This window comes from Aerococcus sp. UMB1112A (genome assembly GCF_030230715.1).
Lineage (GTDB): Bacteria > Bacillota > Bacilli > Lactobacillales > Aerococcaceae > Aerococcus.
The window spans coordinates 1-18,495 of record NZ_JASPDS010000027.1 but is presented as its reverse complement, the minus strand read 5'-3'; the positions used below and the strand labels follow the sequence as shown (position 1 = coordinate 18,495).

Sequence of the window (18,495 nt, the reverse complement as noted above, 5' to 3'; positions counted from 1 at the left end):
AAATAGCTCGAAGATAAATCCGTCGATTTACCTTCGAGCTAATCTTAGTATGTTTGCTTTTTCATGGCTAACGATCAAACTCAAGCTCCACTCCTGCTCATGAAATGAATTGTAAAAAAATTCTGCGTTATAAAAATAATAGGTGATTGGTGCTGTGGGCATGCGGTGCGCTATTGAATTGGCCCCTTGAATTTAAGAGGATCAAGAACGGCTGGCGCCGTCTTGTATTGTATCCCTAAGTCTCTGACGATCCGACCGCTAATCACCACGGATCGATCCCCGGTCTCTCAGCTAGCGAGCTTCAAAGGGCTAGTAACGGCCATAAGGGAGGTGGTTGTGACCGTAGCCGGCCCAGTAACGGTCATAAGGGTAGTCGTTGTGTCCGCATCAGACCCTGTAAGTGACAAAAGGATGATAGTTATGTCCGTATCAGTTCCTCCAAGTGACAAAAATAGCAGCTGTGTAACTATTGCTAGTTTTCCTTCCTCGTAAGATAGCTTGCTGGATTAAGATAAGGAACAAGCAGAAAGGCATGAAGAAAGCGCTCATATGCGTTATAATATAGGATGTATGTTAGAGAAGGAGGCGGCAATTTTGACACAAAATTGGCAAGTTTTAGCGAGACAAGACCAAGTTTCCCAGGCTGAGCTCTTGCGAGAGGCCTTGGACGAGGCAGAGGCGATTCAAGTCGGCGTCGGTGCGGGCATGGGGGCGGCAGATGGTTTCACTTATGTGGGGCCGCGCTTCCAAGAAGCCTTCCCGGACTTTATCGCCAAGTATGGCTGGCTAGATATGTTCCAGGCTAGCGTCTTTCCTTTTGCCGACGAGGCGGAATCTTGGGCCTTTTTCAGCCGTTTTGTCAAGTTGAATTATTTGGATCAGGGTGTGGGGGCCTCCTATGTGCGGATGCGCCAGGCCTTGAAGGGGCGGAACTACCATATCATTACCTCCAATGCAGACAATGCCTTCGAGCAGGCAGACTATGATCCCGACAAGGTCTTCGACGTCCAGGGCAAGTACATCCTCATCCAGTGCATGTACGGCTGCCATCCCAAGCGCTACCGGATTGATGACCTGGTCCTTGAAATGGTGGACCGCCAGGAAAACATGCGGGTGCCTGAAGAATTGATTCCCCAGTGCCCCGAATGCGGCCAGCGGATGGAGCTCAACCGACGCAACCACTGGGACTGGATGGTGGAAGATCAGGCCTTCAAGGAAGAAAAAGTCCGCTATGACAGCTTCCTGGCCCGCAACAAGGATAAAAAGCTCCTCCTCCTAGAGATGGGCTGTGGCTATATGGCACCCCAGGTCATTAAACATCCCTTCCAGGACATGGCGGAGGCCTTCCCTCAAGCCCTCTATCTAACCGTTAACCTAAAGGACTACCGGATTCCACCAGCTATCCGGCCCAAGACCATCTGGCTGGAAGCCGACATCCGTCAACTCCTAGCAGACCTTGAGAATTTAGACGAAAGAAGTGATCGATAAGATGTATATTATTGAAATGAAGCGCGATGGCGAGTGGATCTACAATGGGGCGGTTGCCATGGCCATGCAGGTCTACGCCCAGAACCATATCTTCTTGGATGAGCCCATTCTCTTTCCCTATATGACCGATCCTTTTGTTCAGATTGGCCGCTACCAGAACGCCATGGAGGAAGTCAACATGGACTATGTGGAGGCCAATGATATCCAGATGGTCCGCCGGGATACAGGTGGCGGCACGGTTTACCTGGACCGGGGTGAGATTAATATTTGCTTCTTGATGGACAGCCAGGACACCAATGCCTTCTCCAATTTCGATAAGATGTACCAGCCCGTGATGCAGATCCTCCGTGAGATCGGGGTGGACCAGATCGAGAAGAGTGGGCGCAACGACTTGATGGTGGACGGTAAGAAGGTCTCCGGGGCCGCCATGACCATGAAGAATGGTCGGGTCTACGGGGGCTACTCCCTGCTTTTTGACGTAGACATGGACAATATGGTCAACGCCCTCCGCCCCAACCAGAAGAAGATCGAGTCGAAAGGGATTAAGTCGGTCCGCAGCCGGGTGGGGAACTTGCGCGACTATGTAGACCCTGAATACAAGGACCTAACTAGCGAGGAGTTCCTGGAACTCATCCTGATCAAGACCGCTGGTGTGGATTCCTACGATCAAATCAAAAAATACCAGTTGACCGATGAAGACTGGGCCGCTATCGACCAAATGATGGAAGAAAAATACGCCAATTGGGACTGGATCTTCGGCGCCTCCCCACGCTTCGAATACAACCGCAACGAACACTTCAAGGGAGGCACCTTCGACATCAGCCTGGCCATTGAACAAGGCCGGATCAAGGATTGCAAGATCTACGGTGACTTTTTCGGCAGCCAGCCGATTTCGGATATCGAATCCGCTCTGGTTGGAACCCCGCTCCGCCGCCAAGACCTCCTCGACCAGCTCAGCCAATTCGAGCTCAGCCAATACTTCGGCACCATCACAGCGGAGGAAATTGTGGGCTTGATCTTGGAGCAGTAAAATGAGCATCCGTTCCGTTATTGAAGTTGGCCCTTGAATGCTTAATACTTTAATAATTAAATATCACAAAAAAGCACGACGCCTTACTTTGAGGAATCGTGCTTTAATATTGTTTTGGAGATTGATTAATTTTAGTTTGCAATCTTCAAAATAATTTATTGGTTTTTGATTATGAGCAGTAGTGGAGTTTGACTTTGGTCGTTAGCCATGAACAAGCAAAGCGAATTACGGCTAGTAGGCGTTAGCCGCACTAGCCGTTTGAGTCTTGCTAGGTGAGGGACCTTGACCCGAACCGGTGCCATGGCATTTTAATGACCAAAGTCAAAACGAAACGAAGGCTCATCCATGCAATTAGTGAAATAATCTTATAATATTAGGCCAAATCACAGTTTGCTTGATGGGGGTTAAAGGCGCCGATGGCTTCGAGGAAGGCGGTCATGGTGGCGGGGCCGATGTAGCTGAAGCCGTCCTTCTTCATCGCCTTGAGAACCTTTTGACTCATTGCGTCATTGGAGTCGCTTTGCTTTTTGGCGTCATTGATCAGGTCCCAGAGGTAATCAGCGAAGGTCTGGCCGTCTTCCAAGCGGTCAAGAAGGACCTGGGCATTGTGAATAATGGCCTGGATCTTGCGCCGGTTGCGGATAAGCCGGCTGTCTTGGAGTAGGCCTTGGTATTTATAGCGGTCATAGCGGGCGATCTTGCAGTAGTCGAAGCCATCATAGGCCGAATCGAAGTCATCCGCCTTCTTAAGGACGGTTTCCCAGGACAGGCCACCTTGCATGATTTCCAGGCTCAGGGCTTTGAAGAGGGCCTGGTCATCCTGAGTCGGTCTGCCCCAAATCTGGTCGTGGTAGGCAATAAGTTCGGGCGTCGTGGCCCAGCTGCAGCGTGCTGTCATCTGTTTGCGTCATCCTTTCCATTTGCTTTACTACCATTATAGCATGCTTGTTCAGGAATGATGGCAAAGAACTATCAGTAGAAAGGAGCTTTCGGTTCTCAAATCGGGGAGGATGTGCTAAGCTAGGAGTACAAACTTATAAAAAGTAAGCAGACAGGAGTGTTCGTATGCATAAAGTTAAAACAATCATCCTAGCCGCCCTAGCTCTCTTGGTGCTGGGAGCTTGTGGTTCTAAGCAGTCCTCAGAGAACCAGGCAGCCGCCGAGGATAGCCAGGATATCCGTCTCGCCACCTCGCCGGGGCCCTACAGCGATCTTTTCCTTGACGTGGTCAAACCCATTCTCGAAGAAGAGGGCTATAAGTTAGAAACCGTGGAATTCACCGACTTGCGTGAAGCGGATGTGGCCCTCGAAGAGAAGGCAGCTGACCTCAATATTGAGCAACACACCCTTTATATGAATAATTTTAACGAGGAGAAAGATGCCCAGTTGACCAATATCCAGCCCCTGCCAACTGTTCCCATGGCCATCTTCCCTGGGCAGAAGGATAGTCTCGATCGCTTGGAAGAAGGGGACAAAGTTGGTGTGCCGGACGATCCATCCAACCTGTCCAGGGCCCTACTCTTATTAGAGAAGGAAGGGATAATTAAGTTAGATCCGAATGCTGACAAGGCCAACTTAAATGTAGAAAACATCACAGAAAATCCTAAAAATGTGAAGATCGAAGTCATCAGTTCTCCCAATCTTGCGCGGACGACACCAGATTTAGCGATAGCTGCTATCCCGGGCTCTCGGGCCTTCGATGCTGGCATCGACTTCCAGACTGCCCTGGCCTATGAAGACGTGGCCCCTGAATTCATGCTCCAACTCGTTGTCCGAGAAGAAGACAAGGATAAGGACTGGGTCAAGGCCGTGTCCCAAGCCTACAAGTCTGACCAAGTCAAAGATGCTGTAGAAAAGATCAACCAAGAATCAGGCCAAGCCTATTGGATATTACCGAAATAGCAGGCTTATGAGGCTGGGAGAATGTTCCTAGCCTTTTTAAGTTGAATGACTGTACATCCCTCCCACTTTGAGATGATCGGGATGTGATATTTTTCGAATTTATGCTTGACCGAGGGAGGGGGACATGATATCATGATTAGGTGAGACAAGAAGCAGAGACCTACCCGTTTCTCACCTGAGTTGACAAAGACGTCCTCGGGTTGATAGATTCAAGTGCACAAGGCGACCCTTGTGCGAGCAGCGACGGGTACTTTTATGGATTCGTCGCTTTTTCTATGCTGAAATCTCAATGACTGATGAATGCAAATTTGAACTATGGAGGGGGATAATTATCGCAAAAGAAAAAGATAACATCGTCAATGGGTCGATTCGGGCACGCGAAATGCGCGTGATTGATCCTGATGGTGAACAGTTGGGTGTGCTTTCTAAGAAAGACGCTCTTGATAAGGCCGGCGAATACGAGCTTGACCTCGTTCTCGTGTCACCAGGTGCTAAGCCACCGGTTGCGCGGATCATGGACTACGGCAAGTTCCGTTACCAACAACAACGCAAGGCCCGTGAACAACGCAAGAACCAACGGACCATCCAAGTGAAGGAAATCCGTTTGAGTCCAGCCATTGATGACAATGATTTCAATACGAAATTACGCCAAGGCCGCAAGTTCATCAAGAAGGGTGACAAGGTGAAGGTATCGATCCGCTTCAAAGGTCGTGCCATCACACACAAGGACTTAGGGCGTGAAGTACTGGAACGCTTTGCTGACGAGATGAGCGATATCGCCACTGTTGAGCAAAAACCTAAGATGGAAGGCCGGTCTATGCAGCTCATGCTAGCACCTAAGCCAGAAGACAAATAATCCAATTAACAAAAATGGGAGGAAATTATTATGCCTAAACAAAAAACACACCGCGCATCGGCTAAACGCTTCAAATTTACCGCTTCAGGTAAGTTAAAACGTAGTCATTCAGAACGCTCTCACCGTTTCCATGGTAAGACCAAGAAACAACGTCGTCAGCACAAACCAGCTGCAATGGTTCATCAATCTGACCAAAAACGTATCCAACAAATGTTAGATACCTACAAATAAGCAATAATCTAGAGAAACGAAACAAGGAGGAATTTCGAATGGCTCGAGTTAAAGGTGGAACAGTTAGTCGTAAAAGACGTAAAAAATATATTAAATTAGCAAAAGGTTATTACGGATCTAAGAGCGTAAATTATAAGATGGCTAAACAAGCTGTCATGAAATCTTATATGTACGCTTACCGCGACCGTCGTCAGAAAAAACGTGACTTCCGTCGCCTATGGATCACCCGTATCAACGCTCAAGCACGCGTTAACGGCCTAAGCTACAGCAAATTAATCAACGGCTTGAAACAAGCTGGCATTGAAATCAACCGTAAAATGCTTGCTGACCTTGCAGTCAACGATGCCGATGCCTTCGCATCAATCTGCGACCAAGCCAAAGCAGCATTAGGTAAATAAGATAAGTAATGTGTCAAGCACCGCCCACCGTGGCGGTGCTTTTCCTTTGGGATAAGAAGGGGTTGGCGGGCGGTGGCTCGCCGTCCTTATTTTGGGTGAAGAAGGAGGAAAGCCGAGGCTGGGACCTCGGCTTTTGACCTTATGGGGGTGCTGAGTGTGGGTGACTGCTAAATTTTGATGGAAATGGCGGTGACTCATTGAGAAACTGCCAGTTCTTAATAAAAGATGCAGCAACCGACAAATCGAAGGAGATATGACGGTATCTCAGGCAGTAACCGACAAATCGAAGGGGATATGACGGTATTTTAGACAATAACCGACAAATCGAAAAGGATATGTCGGTAACTTAGGCAGCAACCGACAAATCGAAGGGGATATGACGGTATCTCAGGCAGTAACCGACAAATCGAAGAGGATATGTCGGTAACTTAGGCAGCAACCGACAAATCGAAGAGGATATGTCGGTATCTGAAGCGAGTATCGCTAAATTATAGCGAATATGATAATACCTCTACTTTATTAATCTATTGAAGCTTCTGGATAACATTCGTTATTTCTGTTAAGTCAAATATTTATTATGAATACGGTAGTAATCTTGTTCTAAATCAATAGGACGAACAATTTTATCATACAAGTTCGGATCATTTTTAAAAGGATTTTGATAGGTATTACGTTTGATCCGAATAAAATATTTTGCTAGGACTCGATTTAACCTCCGCTCAGCACAATTATTGCCTAGAAAATATTCTGCCATTGAAAAACTCAGCGGTTGGTCATAAAGAAGCACTGCAAGTTCACATAAATGACGATAGACTAGGATTTCTGAATCTTCGACAAAGCCGCATGCCTGACAAGTGATCTTCTTACGATGGTAGATATCCCCAAGCGCGCCCCGACACCGCCAACAATAAATCCCACCTTGCATCCGCGCCCAGTGGTCAGTTGTGAGCTGGCACTGCTCGTAGGGGTTTGGCAGGAGCTTGTCTTGGACGGCGCGTAGGAGCTGGTCCGTCCGGTAGCGCCCTGGTTCCCGAGAGACGTCCTTCAAGAAGGTCAAGATATCGTTGCGACATAAGACACCGTGGTCGAAAGAGTCATCCACCGTCACTTGGTGGTTCTCGTTAATGAAGACGAGATAGCCCTGCTTGCCTGAAGGGCGGCCAAAGCCAGCCAGCTCCTGGTTGAAGCGGTCGACCATCCGCTCCAGCTGGATAAAAATATTGTGGCGCCAGAGCTTGTCATTGTGGTAAAAAGTCCCCGCCTCATAGCGGACCGGCGACCGGTAATTCTTGACGTCAAAGAGGTAACAGCCGCTGGGGCAGACCAGGACGGCGTCGACTTGAGTGGCGTTGGTCGCGCCAAAGTAGCAGTCTGTCAGCAAAACAAAGTCGCCCGTCAAATACTTCTTCAAAATCCGGTGAAATTCCCATTCGCCCCAATAGCCATGGCGTAGGGCCTGCAAACGCTCGGTCTGATCGTCATCCAAACACTGGCGGCCCTCTAAAATTTCCAAAGATAATAATTCATGGTTCTTCTGCATATGATATCCCTCCTAATGATATATAAACGAAAAAGTCTAAAATTCATCAAAAGAAAAAAGATGTCATAAAATCTATCTCGCAGAGGTACAATAATTGTCCTATCTTATAAAATCACTCAAAAATTGGCCAACAGCGTTATAAAATCTAACGCCAGTTAAATTCCCAAAATCACAACAAACTACCCAAGAATCACGTTATAAAAACTTACATCTCCTTTCCTATCATAAGCATAACCAATCATAAAATTATTATCTGAAATTGACGGCAATCATATCTTCCCTTATTCTAAAGTAAAAGAAAACTATTTAAAGAGGAGGAGATTTGGATGTCAGAAATGATAACGGGCTTCCTAAGTCCAATCAGCGACTTCCTATACTATCCAGTCTTAATTGTCTTGTTACTTGGAATTGGCCTTTATTTCACATTCCGAACGAAATTTATCCAATTGAGCAACTTGAAGGAGGCTATCCAGGTGGTGTTGGAAGCGCCGGAAGAAGAGGGATCGGTGTCCTCCTTCCAGGCCCTGATGATCTCAACCGCTTCCCGGGTAGGAACGGGGAACATCGTCGGGGTGGCAACGGCCATCTGCCTGGGCGGCTACGGTGCCGTCTTCTGGATGTGGATCGTGGCTCTGATTGGGGGCGCTTCAGCCTTCATCGAGTCGACTCTGGCCCAGATCTATAAGCGCCGGGATACCTTCTCTGGGGAGAGCTATGGTGGCCCGTCCTACTATATCGAATCGGCCCTCCATAGCCGGACCCTGGGGATTATCTTCTCCATCTTCCTGATTCTGACCTATGCAGTGGGCTTCAACATGCTGGCGGCCTTCAACCTGCGGGATTCCTTCCAGGTCTATGACTTCTACAGCCCACAGTGGACGCCAATTCTAGTGGGAGCAGGCCTGGCTCTTGTGACCGCCTACTGCGTCCTCGGCGGGGGCAAGCGGATCATCCAGTTCACCAGCTTCCTCGTACCCTTCATGGGGATGATCTATGTGGCGGTTGCTGTGCTGATGATCATCCTCAACCTCAACTACATGCCCACCGTCTTCAAGCTTATCTTCCAGGACGCCTTCAACTTCAAGGCCATCTTCTCCGGGATCGCAGGCTCCAGCATGATGTACGGGATCAAGCGTGGCCTCTTCTCCAACGAAGCCGGGATCGGGTCAGCGCCTAACGCCGCAGCTGCTGCCCATGTCTCCCACCCAGTCAAGCAAGGCCTGGTCCAAATGATGTCCGTCTTCATCGATACCCTGGTGATCTGCTCGGCTACCGCCTTTATGTGCCTGAGTTCAGGCGTCCAACCAGTAGCTGAATTATCAGGAGCCCCCTATGTTCAAGCCGCTCTCTCAACCTTCCTGGGCGGCTACGGCAATCTCTTCATCACCATTTCACTCATGCTCTTTGGCTTCACCACCCTGATCGGTAACCTCTACTATGTGGATAACAACCTGGCCTATATCTTCGGCAAAATGCCCCGGGCCTCCTTCATGGTCGCCTTCCGCTTGGCCGCAGCTGGAATCATCTTCCTCGGCGCCATCCAAGAAGCAGACTTAGTTTGGTTAATGGCGGATGTCATGATGGCGCTCATGGCCCTGATCAACTTACCATCCATCCTGATCCTGTCCAAAACAGCCCTGGCCGCGCTCTCCGACTACAGCAAACAACGCCGGGCAGGTCAAAAACCCGTCTTCTACGCCAAGAATATCGGCCTCGACGACAGCCAGCTCGACTATTGGAAATAGAGATTTAGCCTTATGCTGCTAGAGCGTCCGCTCCGCTTTGAGTTTGGTCGCTGAAAAGCCGCGGCATCGGTCTCTCACCTAGCGAGACTCAAAGGGCTAGTAACGGCTTACGCCGACTATCCCTAATCCACATCGCTTGCTTGTTCGCGGCTAACGACCAAACTCAAACTCCGCTACTGCTCAAAAATATATGGCCATCATGACTATTGCTAAATTAACTACAGTCAGGAAAAATAATTAGCAATTAAAATCCCCTTAGCTAGACAGAAAAATCTGTACTAAGGGGATTTTTATGTTTAAAAAATACTTAGTCTTAAGTTATTCAGTCATGCTTTTAGATACAGTACCATGCAGAAAAAATAAAATATTTTATAGAATCATATTGTCTGCATTTCCTGAAGCTAAAATACCATATAAAAACTCTTTAACCAATTCCTTGATGAGCAGGAGTGGAGCTTGAAAGTGATCGTTAGCCATGAAATAGAAGCGATGTGAATTACGGATAGTAGGCCCATTATTTTGGGCCGTACTAGCCGTTTGAAGCTCGCTAGGTGAGGGACCGTGGCCCGAACCGGTTCCATGGCTCTTTAACGATCACTTTCAAGATGGAACGGATGCTCACCAGCACAATTCCAAAATATTTTTTAAGTCTAAAGCAGAGGATTGTTAAGCTAATGTATACTGTCACAGATTTGTAATAAAAAAAGTGTGAAAAAGGCGTGAAATATCTTATAATTTCCTTTAAGATTATAGATAGTGTAAAAAGAGTGTCGGCTAAAAGAGACCTAACTTTAGACGACCTTTTTTTGTGAATAGAAGCTGGTGCCAGAAAGTCGGCACCGATGAGGAGGCAATATGGAAACGACTGAAGAAATCTCGCTAGTAGAACTCTTTCATATTCTACGGCAGGGCTTAGGACGGATCATCGTCACCACCGTGGCAGGCTTGGCTATTGCAGCTGTACTGACCTTTGTCGTGATGACCCCTAAGTATCAATCAACGACCGACTTGGTAGTCAATGACACCAACTCAAACAGTGAACAGGTGGACCAATCCACCCTCCAGGCGAACTTAACGCTCTTGAACACTTATCAGAGCATTATCAAGAAGCCTGTCGTCTTAGAGAAGGTAATCGAAGAGACGGGAGCTGATGTTAGTGTCCAGGAGCTGAATGACATGATCAGCGTCCAAAATGACAACAATTCCCTGGTCTTCTCGGTAACGGTTCAGAGCACCTCACCTAAAGTGTCGGCGACCCTGGCTAACTCCATTGCCAAGCACTTCTCCGAAGAAGTCAAACGGATCATGAATGTTAACAACGTATCGATCCTCACTGTTGCCGAACCTGCCCAAGGACCGGTCTCACCTAAACCCATCCTCAACCTCTTAATTGGGGCCATCATTGGGGGAGCCATTGGGGTTATCTGGCAGCTCATCCGTTACGCCACAGACCGGACCGTCAAGGATGAAGCCTTCTTCGACGAGATTGGCTTGCCCGTACTCGGTATGATTCCAGAAATCTCAGACAAGGAATTGGCCGAATCCCGGCTCAAGTCCATCTCTAGCCAAAAAACATCAGAAGCGCGCCGGACCTTCCGTCGCCGTAAAGGAGGCGAGGACTAATGTTCAACCGCAAAGGAAAGAAACTCGAACAACTCAACCGTAACCAGCGTCTGGGGGCCTCTATGATTACGGCAGTCAAGCCCAACCATCCCATCTCAGAAGCCTTCCGGACCGTGCGGACCAACATTGAATTCTCCATGGTCGACGGGACCCTGAACTCGCTCATGTTGACCTCAACCGGGCCCTTCGAAGGCAAGTCCACTGTGGCTGCCAACCTGGCCTCCGTCATGGCCGACACTGGCAAACGGGTCCTCTTAGTGGATGCCGACATGCGCAAGCCGACTGTCCGTAACACCTTCAACCTGAAGACCAATTACGGGCTGACCAATCTTCTGACCCAGAACGAAGCCCAGACCATGGACATGATCCGCTATGTGCCGGAAGCTAATGTTTATGTCCTGGCAGCCGGCCCCAAGCCACCCAACCCATCCGAGTTGCTCCAATCCAACAAGATGAATGACCTGATGAAGACCCTAGAGACCATGTTCGACCTGGTCATCTACGACGCACCGCCCCTGCTCTCAGTGGCCGATTCCCAGATCCTCTCGCGCAAGGTTGACGGTGTCGTCTTCGTGGCCAGGGAAGGGATCGCGGAACGGCCCAATATCATCAAGGCCAAGGACCTGCTCGACGCAGCCGAAGCCAATATCCTAGGCGTGGTCTTCAATGGCGTGTCCAAAGACCATACCGGTTATGGTTATGGCTACGGTTATGGCTATGGCCATGAGGAAGATTAAGCCGACTTAAGCAGCCATTGACTCTTCCTGATAGTGCATGTAATTAGAATAGGAAGTGAAACATGTCTCGGAAAACAAAAAAACTCATCCTCATGCTCAACGACTTGGTCTGTGTGGGCATAGGAGCCCTCTTAACCATTTATTTAATTAAGTATTATGTTGCTACCGACTTTGGTCACTATTCCATCGTCACAGGCATCTACTATCTGATCTATGTCCTAGCGGGCCTCTACTTCCACAACTTCTCCGCCCTGGTCCGTTTCTTCGGCTTGCGAGATGCCCAGGAAGTTGTCGTCGCTAACCTGATCGCTGGGGCGGGGGCCTTCATCGTGGGGACCATCCTCTTTACCGTGATCAGCCACCGCTACCTCTTCCTCCTCCTGCTCTTCGCGACAGTGGGGATGATCTTGACTCGAGTCATCTGGCGGCTCTATATCGACCGGAAGAATGGCGTCAAGATGGCGGAAGACGAAGCCACCCGCCTCCTTATTGTAGGGGCAGGCCAGGCCGGCAATCTCTTCATCGAGAACTTCTCCAAGCACCCTGAGAAGTATGCTATCATTGGAGCGGTCGATAATGACCCACAAAAACAAAATATCTATATTAAAGGCGTGCCTATTCTAGGCACCATCGCAGATATTCCCCAAATTATAGAAAACAAACGCATCGACATGATCACCATCACCGCACCTTCCATGCCAGCTGATGCGGTGGAAGAAGTGGTCCGGATGGGGAACGCACTCGACATCACCGTCAACCAGATGCCCGAAGTGGAAAGGGTCCTGGCCGGCGAATATAAGATGGCCATGAAGGAAATCGAAATCTCCGACCTCCTTGGAAGGAAATCGAACTGGACGACGAACCCGTTATCGATTCCATCTCTAACCAAGTGATTATGGTCACCGGGGCAGGGGGCTCGATCGGGTCCGAAATCTGCCGGCAGATCGTTCGCTTCGGTCCCGCTCAATTGATCCTCCTGGGTCACGGAGAGAATTCCATCTACCTGATCAACCAGGAGCTCCGCAACCTGGACTTACCCAATGTCAAGTTCACGCCAATCATTGCGGACATCCAAGACAAGGAACACCTGGACTTCCTCATGCAGCGCTACCAGCCAGATATTGTCTACCATGCGGCGGCCCACAAGCACGTGCCCCTCATGGAATGGAATCCGACCGAAGCGGTTAAAAACAACATCTACGGGACCTACAATGTAGCCAAGGCTGCGGAAAAGGCTGGCGTCAAGAAGTTCGTCATGATCTCCACCGACAAGGCCAATAACCCACCAAATGTCATGGGGGCCACCAAGCGGATTGCAGAAATGATTGTTACTGGCCTCAATAAGGACAGCCAGACCACCTTCTCCGCTGTCCGCTTCGGCAATGTCCTCGGCAGCCGGGGCTCGGTCATCCCGCTCTTCAAGAAACAAATTGCAGCAGGCGGACCGGTCACAGTGACCCATCCCGATATGCGCCGTTACTTCATGACCATCCCCGAAGCCAGCCGCCTAGTTATCCAGGCCGGCGCCCTGGCAGAAGGGGGCGAGCTCTTCATCCTCAATATGGGCGAAGAAGTCTACATCAAGGACCTGGCCAAGAAGATGATCGCTCTGTCGGGTCACTCAGAAGACGAGATTGAAATCAAATATACCGGCATGCGGCCAGGGGAGAAACTCTACGAAGAACTCCTCCTCAACGATGAAACCACCGACCGGCAAATCGACGAAAACATCTTCGTCGGCCGTGTCCATAATAAGAGTCTCGAAGAAATCAAAGCCTTCGTTGAAAGCCTGGACCTGGTGACAGACCAAGGCGACCTGAACGAGAAACTGACCAGCTTTGTTCATCGGGATGTGTAATTGAATAAAGAAGAACTCATTTCTTCTTTGAGCATTTAAGTGAGTTCATTTTGAACTCACTTTTTTAGTAAGGGAGTCATTTAGATAATGGAAAGAATCTATTTAGCATCACCACATATGAGTTCTGAAGGCTATGAACAAGCCTTTGTTAAAGAAGCCTTTGACACCAATTGGATTGCCCCATTGGGTGAAAATGTTAATCAATTCGAAGTCGAACTTGCAGAAAAAGTAGGTATCGAAAATGCTACGGCCCTTGTTTCTGGGACATCTGCCATTCACCTAGCCTTAAAACATGTTGGCGTTAAGCCAGGAGATATTGTATTTTGCCAAAGTTTAACTTTCTCAGCTTCCGCGAATCCAATTGTTTATGAAGGGGGCCAACCTGTCTTTATCGATTCTGAGCCTGGAAGCTGGAACATGGATCCTAAACGTTTAGAAGAAGCGTTTACCAAGTATCAACCTAAAGCGGTAATCGCTGTCCATCTCTATGGTTTAGCAGCTAAAATCGATGAAATTAAAGCTATTTGTGACAAGCATGGGGTGCCTTTGATTGAAGATGCAGCTGAAAGTTTAGGGACGCTTTACAAGGGACAATATACAGGAACTTTCGGCGACTATGGCATCTTCTCATTTAATGGAAATAAAATTATTACAACTTCAGGTGGCGGCATGTTAGTAGCTCACGATCCAGCAATCACTGATAAGGCTCGCTTCTGGGCCACTCAAGCCCGCGAGAATGAACGCCACTATGAACACAAAGAAATTGGCTACAATTATCGGATGAGTAATATTGTAGCTGGGATTGGTCGTGGCCAGCTAAAGGTTCTTGACGAACGGATTGCTCAGAAACGTTATATCTTCCAAAGCTATCAAGAAGCCTTCAGAGATATTGATGATATTCAATTCATTACTGAATTTGATGATGAACGCTCCAACTATTGGTTATCTGCTATGTTGATTGCTAAAGACTCTAAGGTTAGTCCAACAATGGTGATGGATACCTTAGCAGAAGAAAATATTGAGTCTCGGCCTATTTGGAAACCGATGCATATGCAACCTGTATTTAGTGACTGTGATGTCATCGGTGGCGAAGTCGCTGAAGATTTATTTAACCGCGGTCTCTGCCTGCCAAGTGATACCAAGATGACCGATGAAGACATTGAGCGAGTGATTCGGATCATCAAATCACTATGGAGCTGATAAACCATGTATAGAAATTTCCTTAAACGAGGGATTGATTTCTGCTTAGCCTTAATAGCTCTAATCCTTTTATCGCCAGTTATGCTGGTAACAGCCGTTCTGGTGCGTAATAAATTAGGGAGTCCTGTACTATTCAAACAATTACGTCCTGGGAAGAATGAAAAGATCTTTGCCATGTATAAGTTTCGTTCTATGACGGATGCTCGTGATGAAGAGGGTAATTTATTAGCAGATTCTGAACGATTGACTGATTTCGGGAAAAAACTGCGTTCAACTTCACTAGACGAACTTCCGGAATTGTTCAATATCCTTAAAGGGGATATGAGCTTTGTCGGACCAAGACCTTTACTCATTGATTACTTAAAGCTTTACGATGAAAAACAGAAGCAAAGACACCAAGTTCGACCAGGCTTAACAGGCCTCGCCCAAGTCAATGGGCGAAATGCAACGACCTGGGAAGAGCGCTTCAACTATGATGTTTATTACGCCAATCATGTCTCTTTATGGTTAGACATTAAAATCCTAGTCAAAACAGTAAAGACAGTTCTGGCTAGGGATGGAATCAATAATGAAAATGCAGCAACGATGGTGGCCTTTGAAGGGAATAAGCTAGATGACGAAGAATAATCTTTATATCATAGGAGCTGGCGGCCATGGCAAAGTTGTTGCTGACGCTGCCTTACTTATGGACCAGTGGCAATCGATTGCCTTCCTTGACGATCAAAAAATTGGTCAAGATATCCTAGGCCTTAAAGTTGTTGGAGGAAGTCAAGATTATCATGCTCTTGACCCAAACGATGCAGAATTTATAGTGGCAATTGGTGATAATGCGACACGTGAGCGAATCCAGAATAAAATAAAAAACGATGGTTATCGTTTAGCTACTGTAATTCATCCGAGTGCGGTCATTGGACGAGAAGTCTCGATTGGCGAAGGAACGGTTATCTTTGCTCAAGTCGTGATTAACCCATCAACGACTATAGGTAAGGGCTGTATCCTAAATACAGCTTGTTCTGTAGATCATGATAATCATATTGGTAATTTCGTCCATTTATCACCTGGTGTCAGACTGGCAGGAACAGTATCTGTGGGAGAACGGACCTGGTTAGGTATTAATGCGACGGTTATTAATAATTGCAGCATTGCTAGTGATGCAGTAATTGGTGCAAGTACTGTTTGCATAGGTAGCATTAAAGAATCCGGTACCTATGTAGGCAATCCCGCTAAAAAGCTAAGTTATTAGGAGGACACTAAATGAAAAAAGCTTTGATGTATGCCTCAGTGGCTTCAATGATTGATATGTTTAATATGAATAATATTGAAATTCTAAAAGACTTAGGCTATCAAGTGGACGTTGCCTGCAATTTTGAGGATCGTAGCACGACGACAGATGCTAAGATTGAAGCTTTCAAGAAAAAACTCCACGATTTAGATGTTTCCTACTATCACCTACCAATCCCAAGACAAATTAGTAAAGTGGGGGATATCATCAAATCTTATCAATTATCTAAAAGACTATCTGAAAAAGATTACGATTTGGTTCATTGCCATTCCCCAATAGGAGCAGCACTTTGTCGCCTAGCCTTTCGTCGATCTAAAACAAAAGTTATTTACACCGCTCATGGCTTTCACTTTTATGATGGAGCCCCTTTAAAAAACTGGTTGATTTTTTATCCTGTAGAAAAAATATTAGCTCGTTATACGGATATTTTGATAACGATCAATCAGGAGGATTATGAACGAGCCGAAACTTTTAATGTTAGAGATAAAGTAGTTAAAGTTAATGGTGTTGGTATTGATACCTCTAAATTCAAAGAAAAAAATTACGAAAAGAAGAATCTACAATTATTAAATGATCTAAATTTGTCTGAGAATGATGTGATTTTAACAAGCGTGGGTCAATTATCAAAAAGAAAAAAACCATCGTGTGGTTATAGAAGCTCTTGCTAAATTACAAAATAGAAAAATTAAATATCTTATTGTGGGAGAGGGAGAGCTTAGGAATGAATTAAGCCACTTAATTAAAGAGAATAATCTAGATAATGAAGTTATCCTTTTAGGTTTTCGTTCAGATATTGATCAAATATTAGGAATAACAGATATCTTTGTCCTACCATCCTTACAAGAGGGACTACCTGTTTCATTGATGGAAGCGATGGGGACAGGGCTTCCTTGTATTGTATCAGATATTAGGGGAAATAGAGATTTAATTCAGGATGAAGTAGGGGGGTATCTTTTTTCACCTAATGACAATATAAAACTATCAATTTTAATAGATAAGCTTATATCAAATAAAAATTTACGGCTAGAATACGGCATTAATAACTTGGAAAAAATAGACGAATTTTCGCTGCCTAATATCAATAGATTTATGAATAAATTATACGAAAACATATAGTAACAAAGGAGGGGAGATAATGAAAGTATTAAATATAATCAATGGTCTTGGACAAGGCGGTGTCGAAAAAGTATTAATTGAAACTATTCGACATACACATGATAAAATTGATCATTCTATTCTTATAAAAATTCCTGATAATATTTATGAAGAGGAATTAAAAAACATAGGAGTAGATGTTTATTTAGCTCCCAAGGCGAAAAATATTTATAAACATATTAAGTTTATGGAGAACTTTTTTAAAAATAATGCTCACAAATTTGATGTCATGCATTATTATGGAGGATCTTTAAATTATTATCTACCGATTGCTTTAGCTAGATATTATAAATTACCTATAGTAATTCATTCTCATAATTCTAAAACTTCAAAATATATAACAAGTAAAACACATAAATTCTTTAAAGCATTGAATAATTCTTATAATGATACATTTAACTTAGCCTGTTCTAAAGAAGCTGGTTCATGGATGTTTGGGAGTAATAATTATGAGCTACTATATAACGGCATTGATATTGATAAATTTTCAAATGTTGATCTAAAAAACAGCGAATATATGGTGATTGGTCATATAGGAACTTTTCTTCCAGTAAAGAATCAGATTTATTTAATAGACTTACTAGAAAAACTTTTAAAGACTTCAAATAAATACCGAGTACTTATGGTAGGAGAAGGACCAACGAGAGACAAAGTAAAAAAATATGTTCAGGAAAAAGCATTAGAAGATTATGTCACGTTTGTAGATTTTCAAAAAGAAGTTCAATCCTTATATGGTTTATTTAATATTTTTATCATGCCATCCTTTTATGAAGGTTTGCCTCTCGTATTAATAGAAGCTCAAGCAGTTGGAATTCCAATATTAGCAAGTAATAATATCGACAAAGATGCAAGAATAAATGATAATTTTGATTTTTTTGAATTAGAAGATATGGATGAATGTCTTGAAAAAATACCTTATTTATTAGAGAAGGGCTGTATTAAGACTGAATTATATGGATCTCCTTTTGATATTAATGTGATGGCCAATAGAATTATTGAAATTTATTATGAAGCTTCCGAACAATTGGGGGATTAAATGAAACCAAAAATTTCTGTATTAATGTGTGTATATAATGAAGATGAATACTTCGTTAGTCAAGCTATTCATTCAATTACTAACCAAACATTTGAGGATTTTGAATTTATTATTATTAATGATAACCCTAATAATCAATCTATGATTAATTTAATAAAGAAAGAGTCTCAATTAGATTCTAGGATAAAGCTCATTTTTAATGAAGAGAATAAAGGATTGCAGCAAAATCTAATAGATGGAATTGATTTTTGTTCTGCTGACTATATAGCTAGAATGGACGCTGACGATATATCTTTTTTACATCGTTTTGAGATTCAATATAAATTAATAACGGAATACAATTATGATATTGTTGGTTTAAATTATCAAACGATAGATTTAGAAGGAAATATTTTGAATGAAGAAGTTGAAGGT

General features: G+C 45.3%; 18 protein-coding genes and 1 pseudogene. 17 read left to right on the top strand and 2 right to left on the bottom strand.

Going from position 1 to position 18,495, the window contains the following annotated elements; all coding sequences use genetic code 11:
- The first annotated feature begins 594 nt into the window (after window positions 1-594).
- The gene (locus QP860_RS09875; RefSeq protein WP_284912680.1) at window positions 595-1,488 is read left to right on the top strand and encodes an SIR2 family NAD-dependent protein deacylase; all 894 of its coding nucleotides are present in this window, start codon (window positions 595-597) and stop codon (window positions 1,486-1,488) included.
- 1 nt (window position 1,489) lies between these two features.
- Complete coding sequence (gene lplA / locus QP860_RS09870; RefSeq protein WP_070617435.1) at window positions 1,490-2,518, top strand: lipoate--protein ligase; 1,029 nt, start codon at window positions 1,490-1,492, stop codon at window positions 2,516-2,518.
- A 373-nt stretch (window positions 2,519-2,891) separates the two neighbouring features.
- Here lplA and QP860_RS09865 read toward each other — a convergent pair whose 3' ends face one another.
- Complete coding sequence (locus QP860_RS09865) at window positions 2,892-3,416, bottom strand: DNA-3-methyladenine glycosylase I (RefSeq protein ID WP_284912678.1); 525 nt, start codon at window positions 3,414-3,416, stop codon at window positions 2,892-2,894.
- 167 nt (window positions 3,417-3,583) lie between these two features.
- Between QP860_RS09865 and QP860_RS09860 the strand changes: the two genes are divergently transcribed.
- From QP860_RS09860 to rplT, 4 genes are all read left to right on the top strand, one after another.
- The gene (locus QP860_RS09860; protein WP_284912676.1) at window positions 3,584-4,420 is read left to right on the top strand and encodes a MetQ/NlpA family ABC transporter substrate-binding protein; all 837 of its coding nucleotides are present in this window, start codon (window positions 3,584-3,586) and stop codon (window positions 4,418-4,420) included.
- A 289-nt stretch (window positions 4,421-4,709) separates the two neighbouring features.
- Window positions 4,710-5,276 (top strand): translation initiation factor IF-3, encoded by a 567-nt coding sequence (gene infC / locus QP860_RS09855; RefSeq protein ID WP_502869654.1) that lies wholly within the window; start codon window positions 4,710-4,712, stop codon window positions 5,274-5,276.
- A gap of 30 nt (window positions 5,277-5,306) precedes the next feature.
- Window positions 5,307-5,507 carry a 50S ribosomal protein L35 gene (gene rpmI, locus QP860_RS09850; protein WP_067975318.1) on the top strand — a complete coding sequence of 67 codons (201 nt, stop codon included), beginning with the start codon at window positions 5,307-5,309 and terminating at the stop codon, window positions 5,505-5,507.
- A 38-nt stretch (window positions 5,508-5,545) separates the two neighbouring features.
- Entirely contained in the window at window positions 5,546-5,905 is a 360-nt protein-coding gene (gene rplT, locus QP860_RS09845; protein ID WP_284910663.1) for a 50S ribosomal protein L20, read from the top strand.
- A gap of 559 nt (window positions 5,906-6,464) precedes the next feature.
- Here the strand turns inward: rplT and QP860_RS09840 are convergent.
- Complete coding sequence (locus tag QP860_RS09840) at window positions 6,465-7,445, bottom strand: nuclease-related domain-containing protein (RefSeq protein ID WP_284912674.1); 981 nt, start codon at window positions 7,443-7,445, stop codon at window positions 6,465-6,467.
- Window positions 7,446-7,771: 326 nt separating this feature from the next.
- Here QP860_RS09840 and QP860_RS09835 point away from each other — a divergent pair, with 326 nt between their 5' ends.
- The 11 genes and pseudogenes from QP860_RS09835 to QP860_RS09780 form a co-directional block, all read left to right on the top strand.
- Window positions 7,772-9,190: an alanine/glycine:cation symporter family protein gene (locus tag QP860_RS09835; protein ID WP_284912672.1), complete on the top strand. Its 1,419-nt coding sequence runs from the start codon at window positions 7,772-7,774 to the stop codon at window positions 9,188-9,190.
- 855 nt (window positions 9,191-10,045) lie between these two features.
- The gene (locus QP860_RS09830; RefSeq protein ID WP_284912670.1) at window positions 10,046-10,813 is read left to right on the top strand and encodes a YveK family protein; all 768 of its coding nucleotides are present in this window, start codon (window positions 10,046-10,048) and stop codon (window positions 10,811-10,813) included.
- Window positions 10,813-11,550, top strand: a complete 738-nt coding sequence (locus QP860_RS09825; RefSeq protein ID WP_284912669.1) for a CpsD/CapB family tyrosine-protein kinase — start codon at window positions 10,813-10,815, stop codon at window positions 11,548-11,550. Before QP860_RS09830 ends, QP860_RS09825 begins: the two co-directional genes overlap by 1 nt.
- Before the next feature lie 62 nt (window positions 11,551-11,612).
- Window positions 11,613-13,408: pseudogene (locus QP860_RS10615) on the top strand (polysaccharide biosynthesis protein).
- 87 nt (window positions 13,409-13,495) lie between these two features.
- Window positions 13,496-14,608: a DegT/DnrJ/EryC1/StrS family aminotransferase gene (locus QP860_RS09810; protein WP_284912666.1), complete on the top strand. Its 1,113-nt coding sequence runs from the start codon at window positions 13,496-13,498 to the stop codon at window positions 14,606-14,608.
- Between the two features lie 6 nt (window positions 14,609-14,614).
- A complete protein-coding gene (locus QP860_RS09805; protein ID WP_284912665.1) occupies window positions 14,615-15,235 on the top strand; it encodes a sugar transferase in 621 nt (206 codons plus the stop codon).
- On the top strand, window positions 15,222-15,851 hold the full coding sequence (locus QP860_RS09800) for an acetyltransferase (RefSeq protein ID WP_284912664.1): 630 nt from the start codon (window positions 15,222-15,224) through the stop codon (window positions 15,849-15,851). The genes QP860_RS09805 and QP860_RS09800 overlap by 14 nt, the downstream gene beginning before the upstream one ends.
- 11 nt (window positions 15,852-15,862) lie before the next feature.
- On the top strand, window positions 15,863-16,558 hold the full coding sequence (locus tag QP860_RS09795; protein WP_284912663.1) for a glycosyltransferase: 696 nt from the start codon (window positions 15,863-15,865) through the stop codon (window positions 16,556-16,558).
- On the top strand, window positions 16,536-17,006 hold the full coding sequence (locus QP860_RS09790; protein ID WP_284912662.1) for a glycosyltransferase: 471 nt from the start codon (window positions 16,536-16,538) through the stop codon (window positions 17,004-17,006). Before QP860_RS09795 ends, QP860_RS09790 begins: the two co-directional genes overlap by 23 nt.
- A 19-nt stretch (window positions 17,007-17,025) precedes the next feature.
- A complete protein-coding gene (locus QP860_RS09785) occupies window positions 17,026-18,081 on the top strand; it encodes a glycosyltransferase (RefSeq protein WP_284912660.1) in 1,056 nt (351 codons plus the stop codon).
- The coding region (locus QP860_RS09780; protein ID WP_284912658.1) for a glycosyltransferase family 2 protein at window positions 18,082-18,495 on the top strand (414 nt) is incomplete at its 3' end.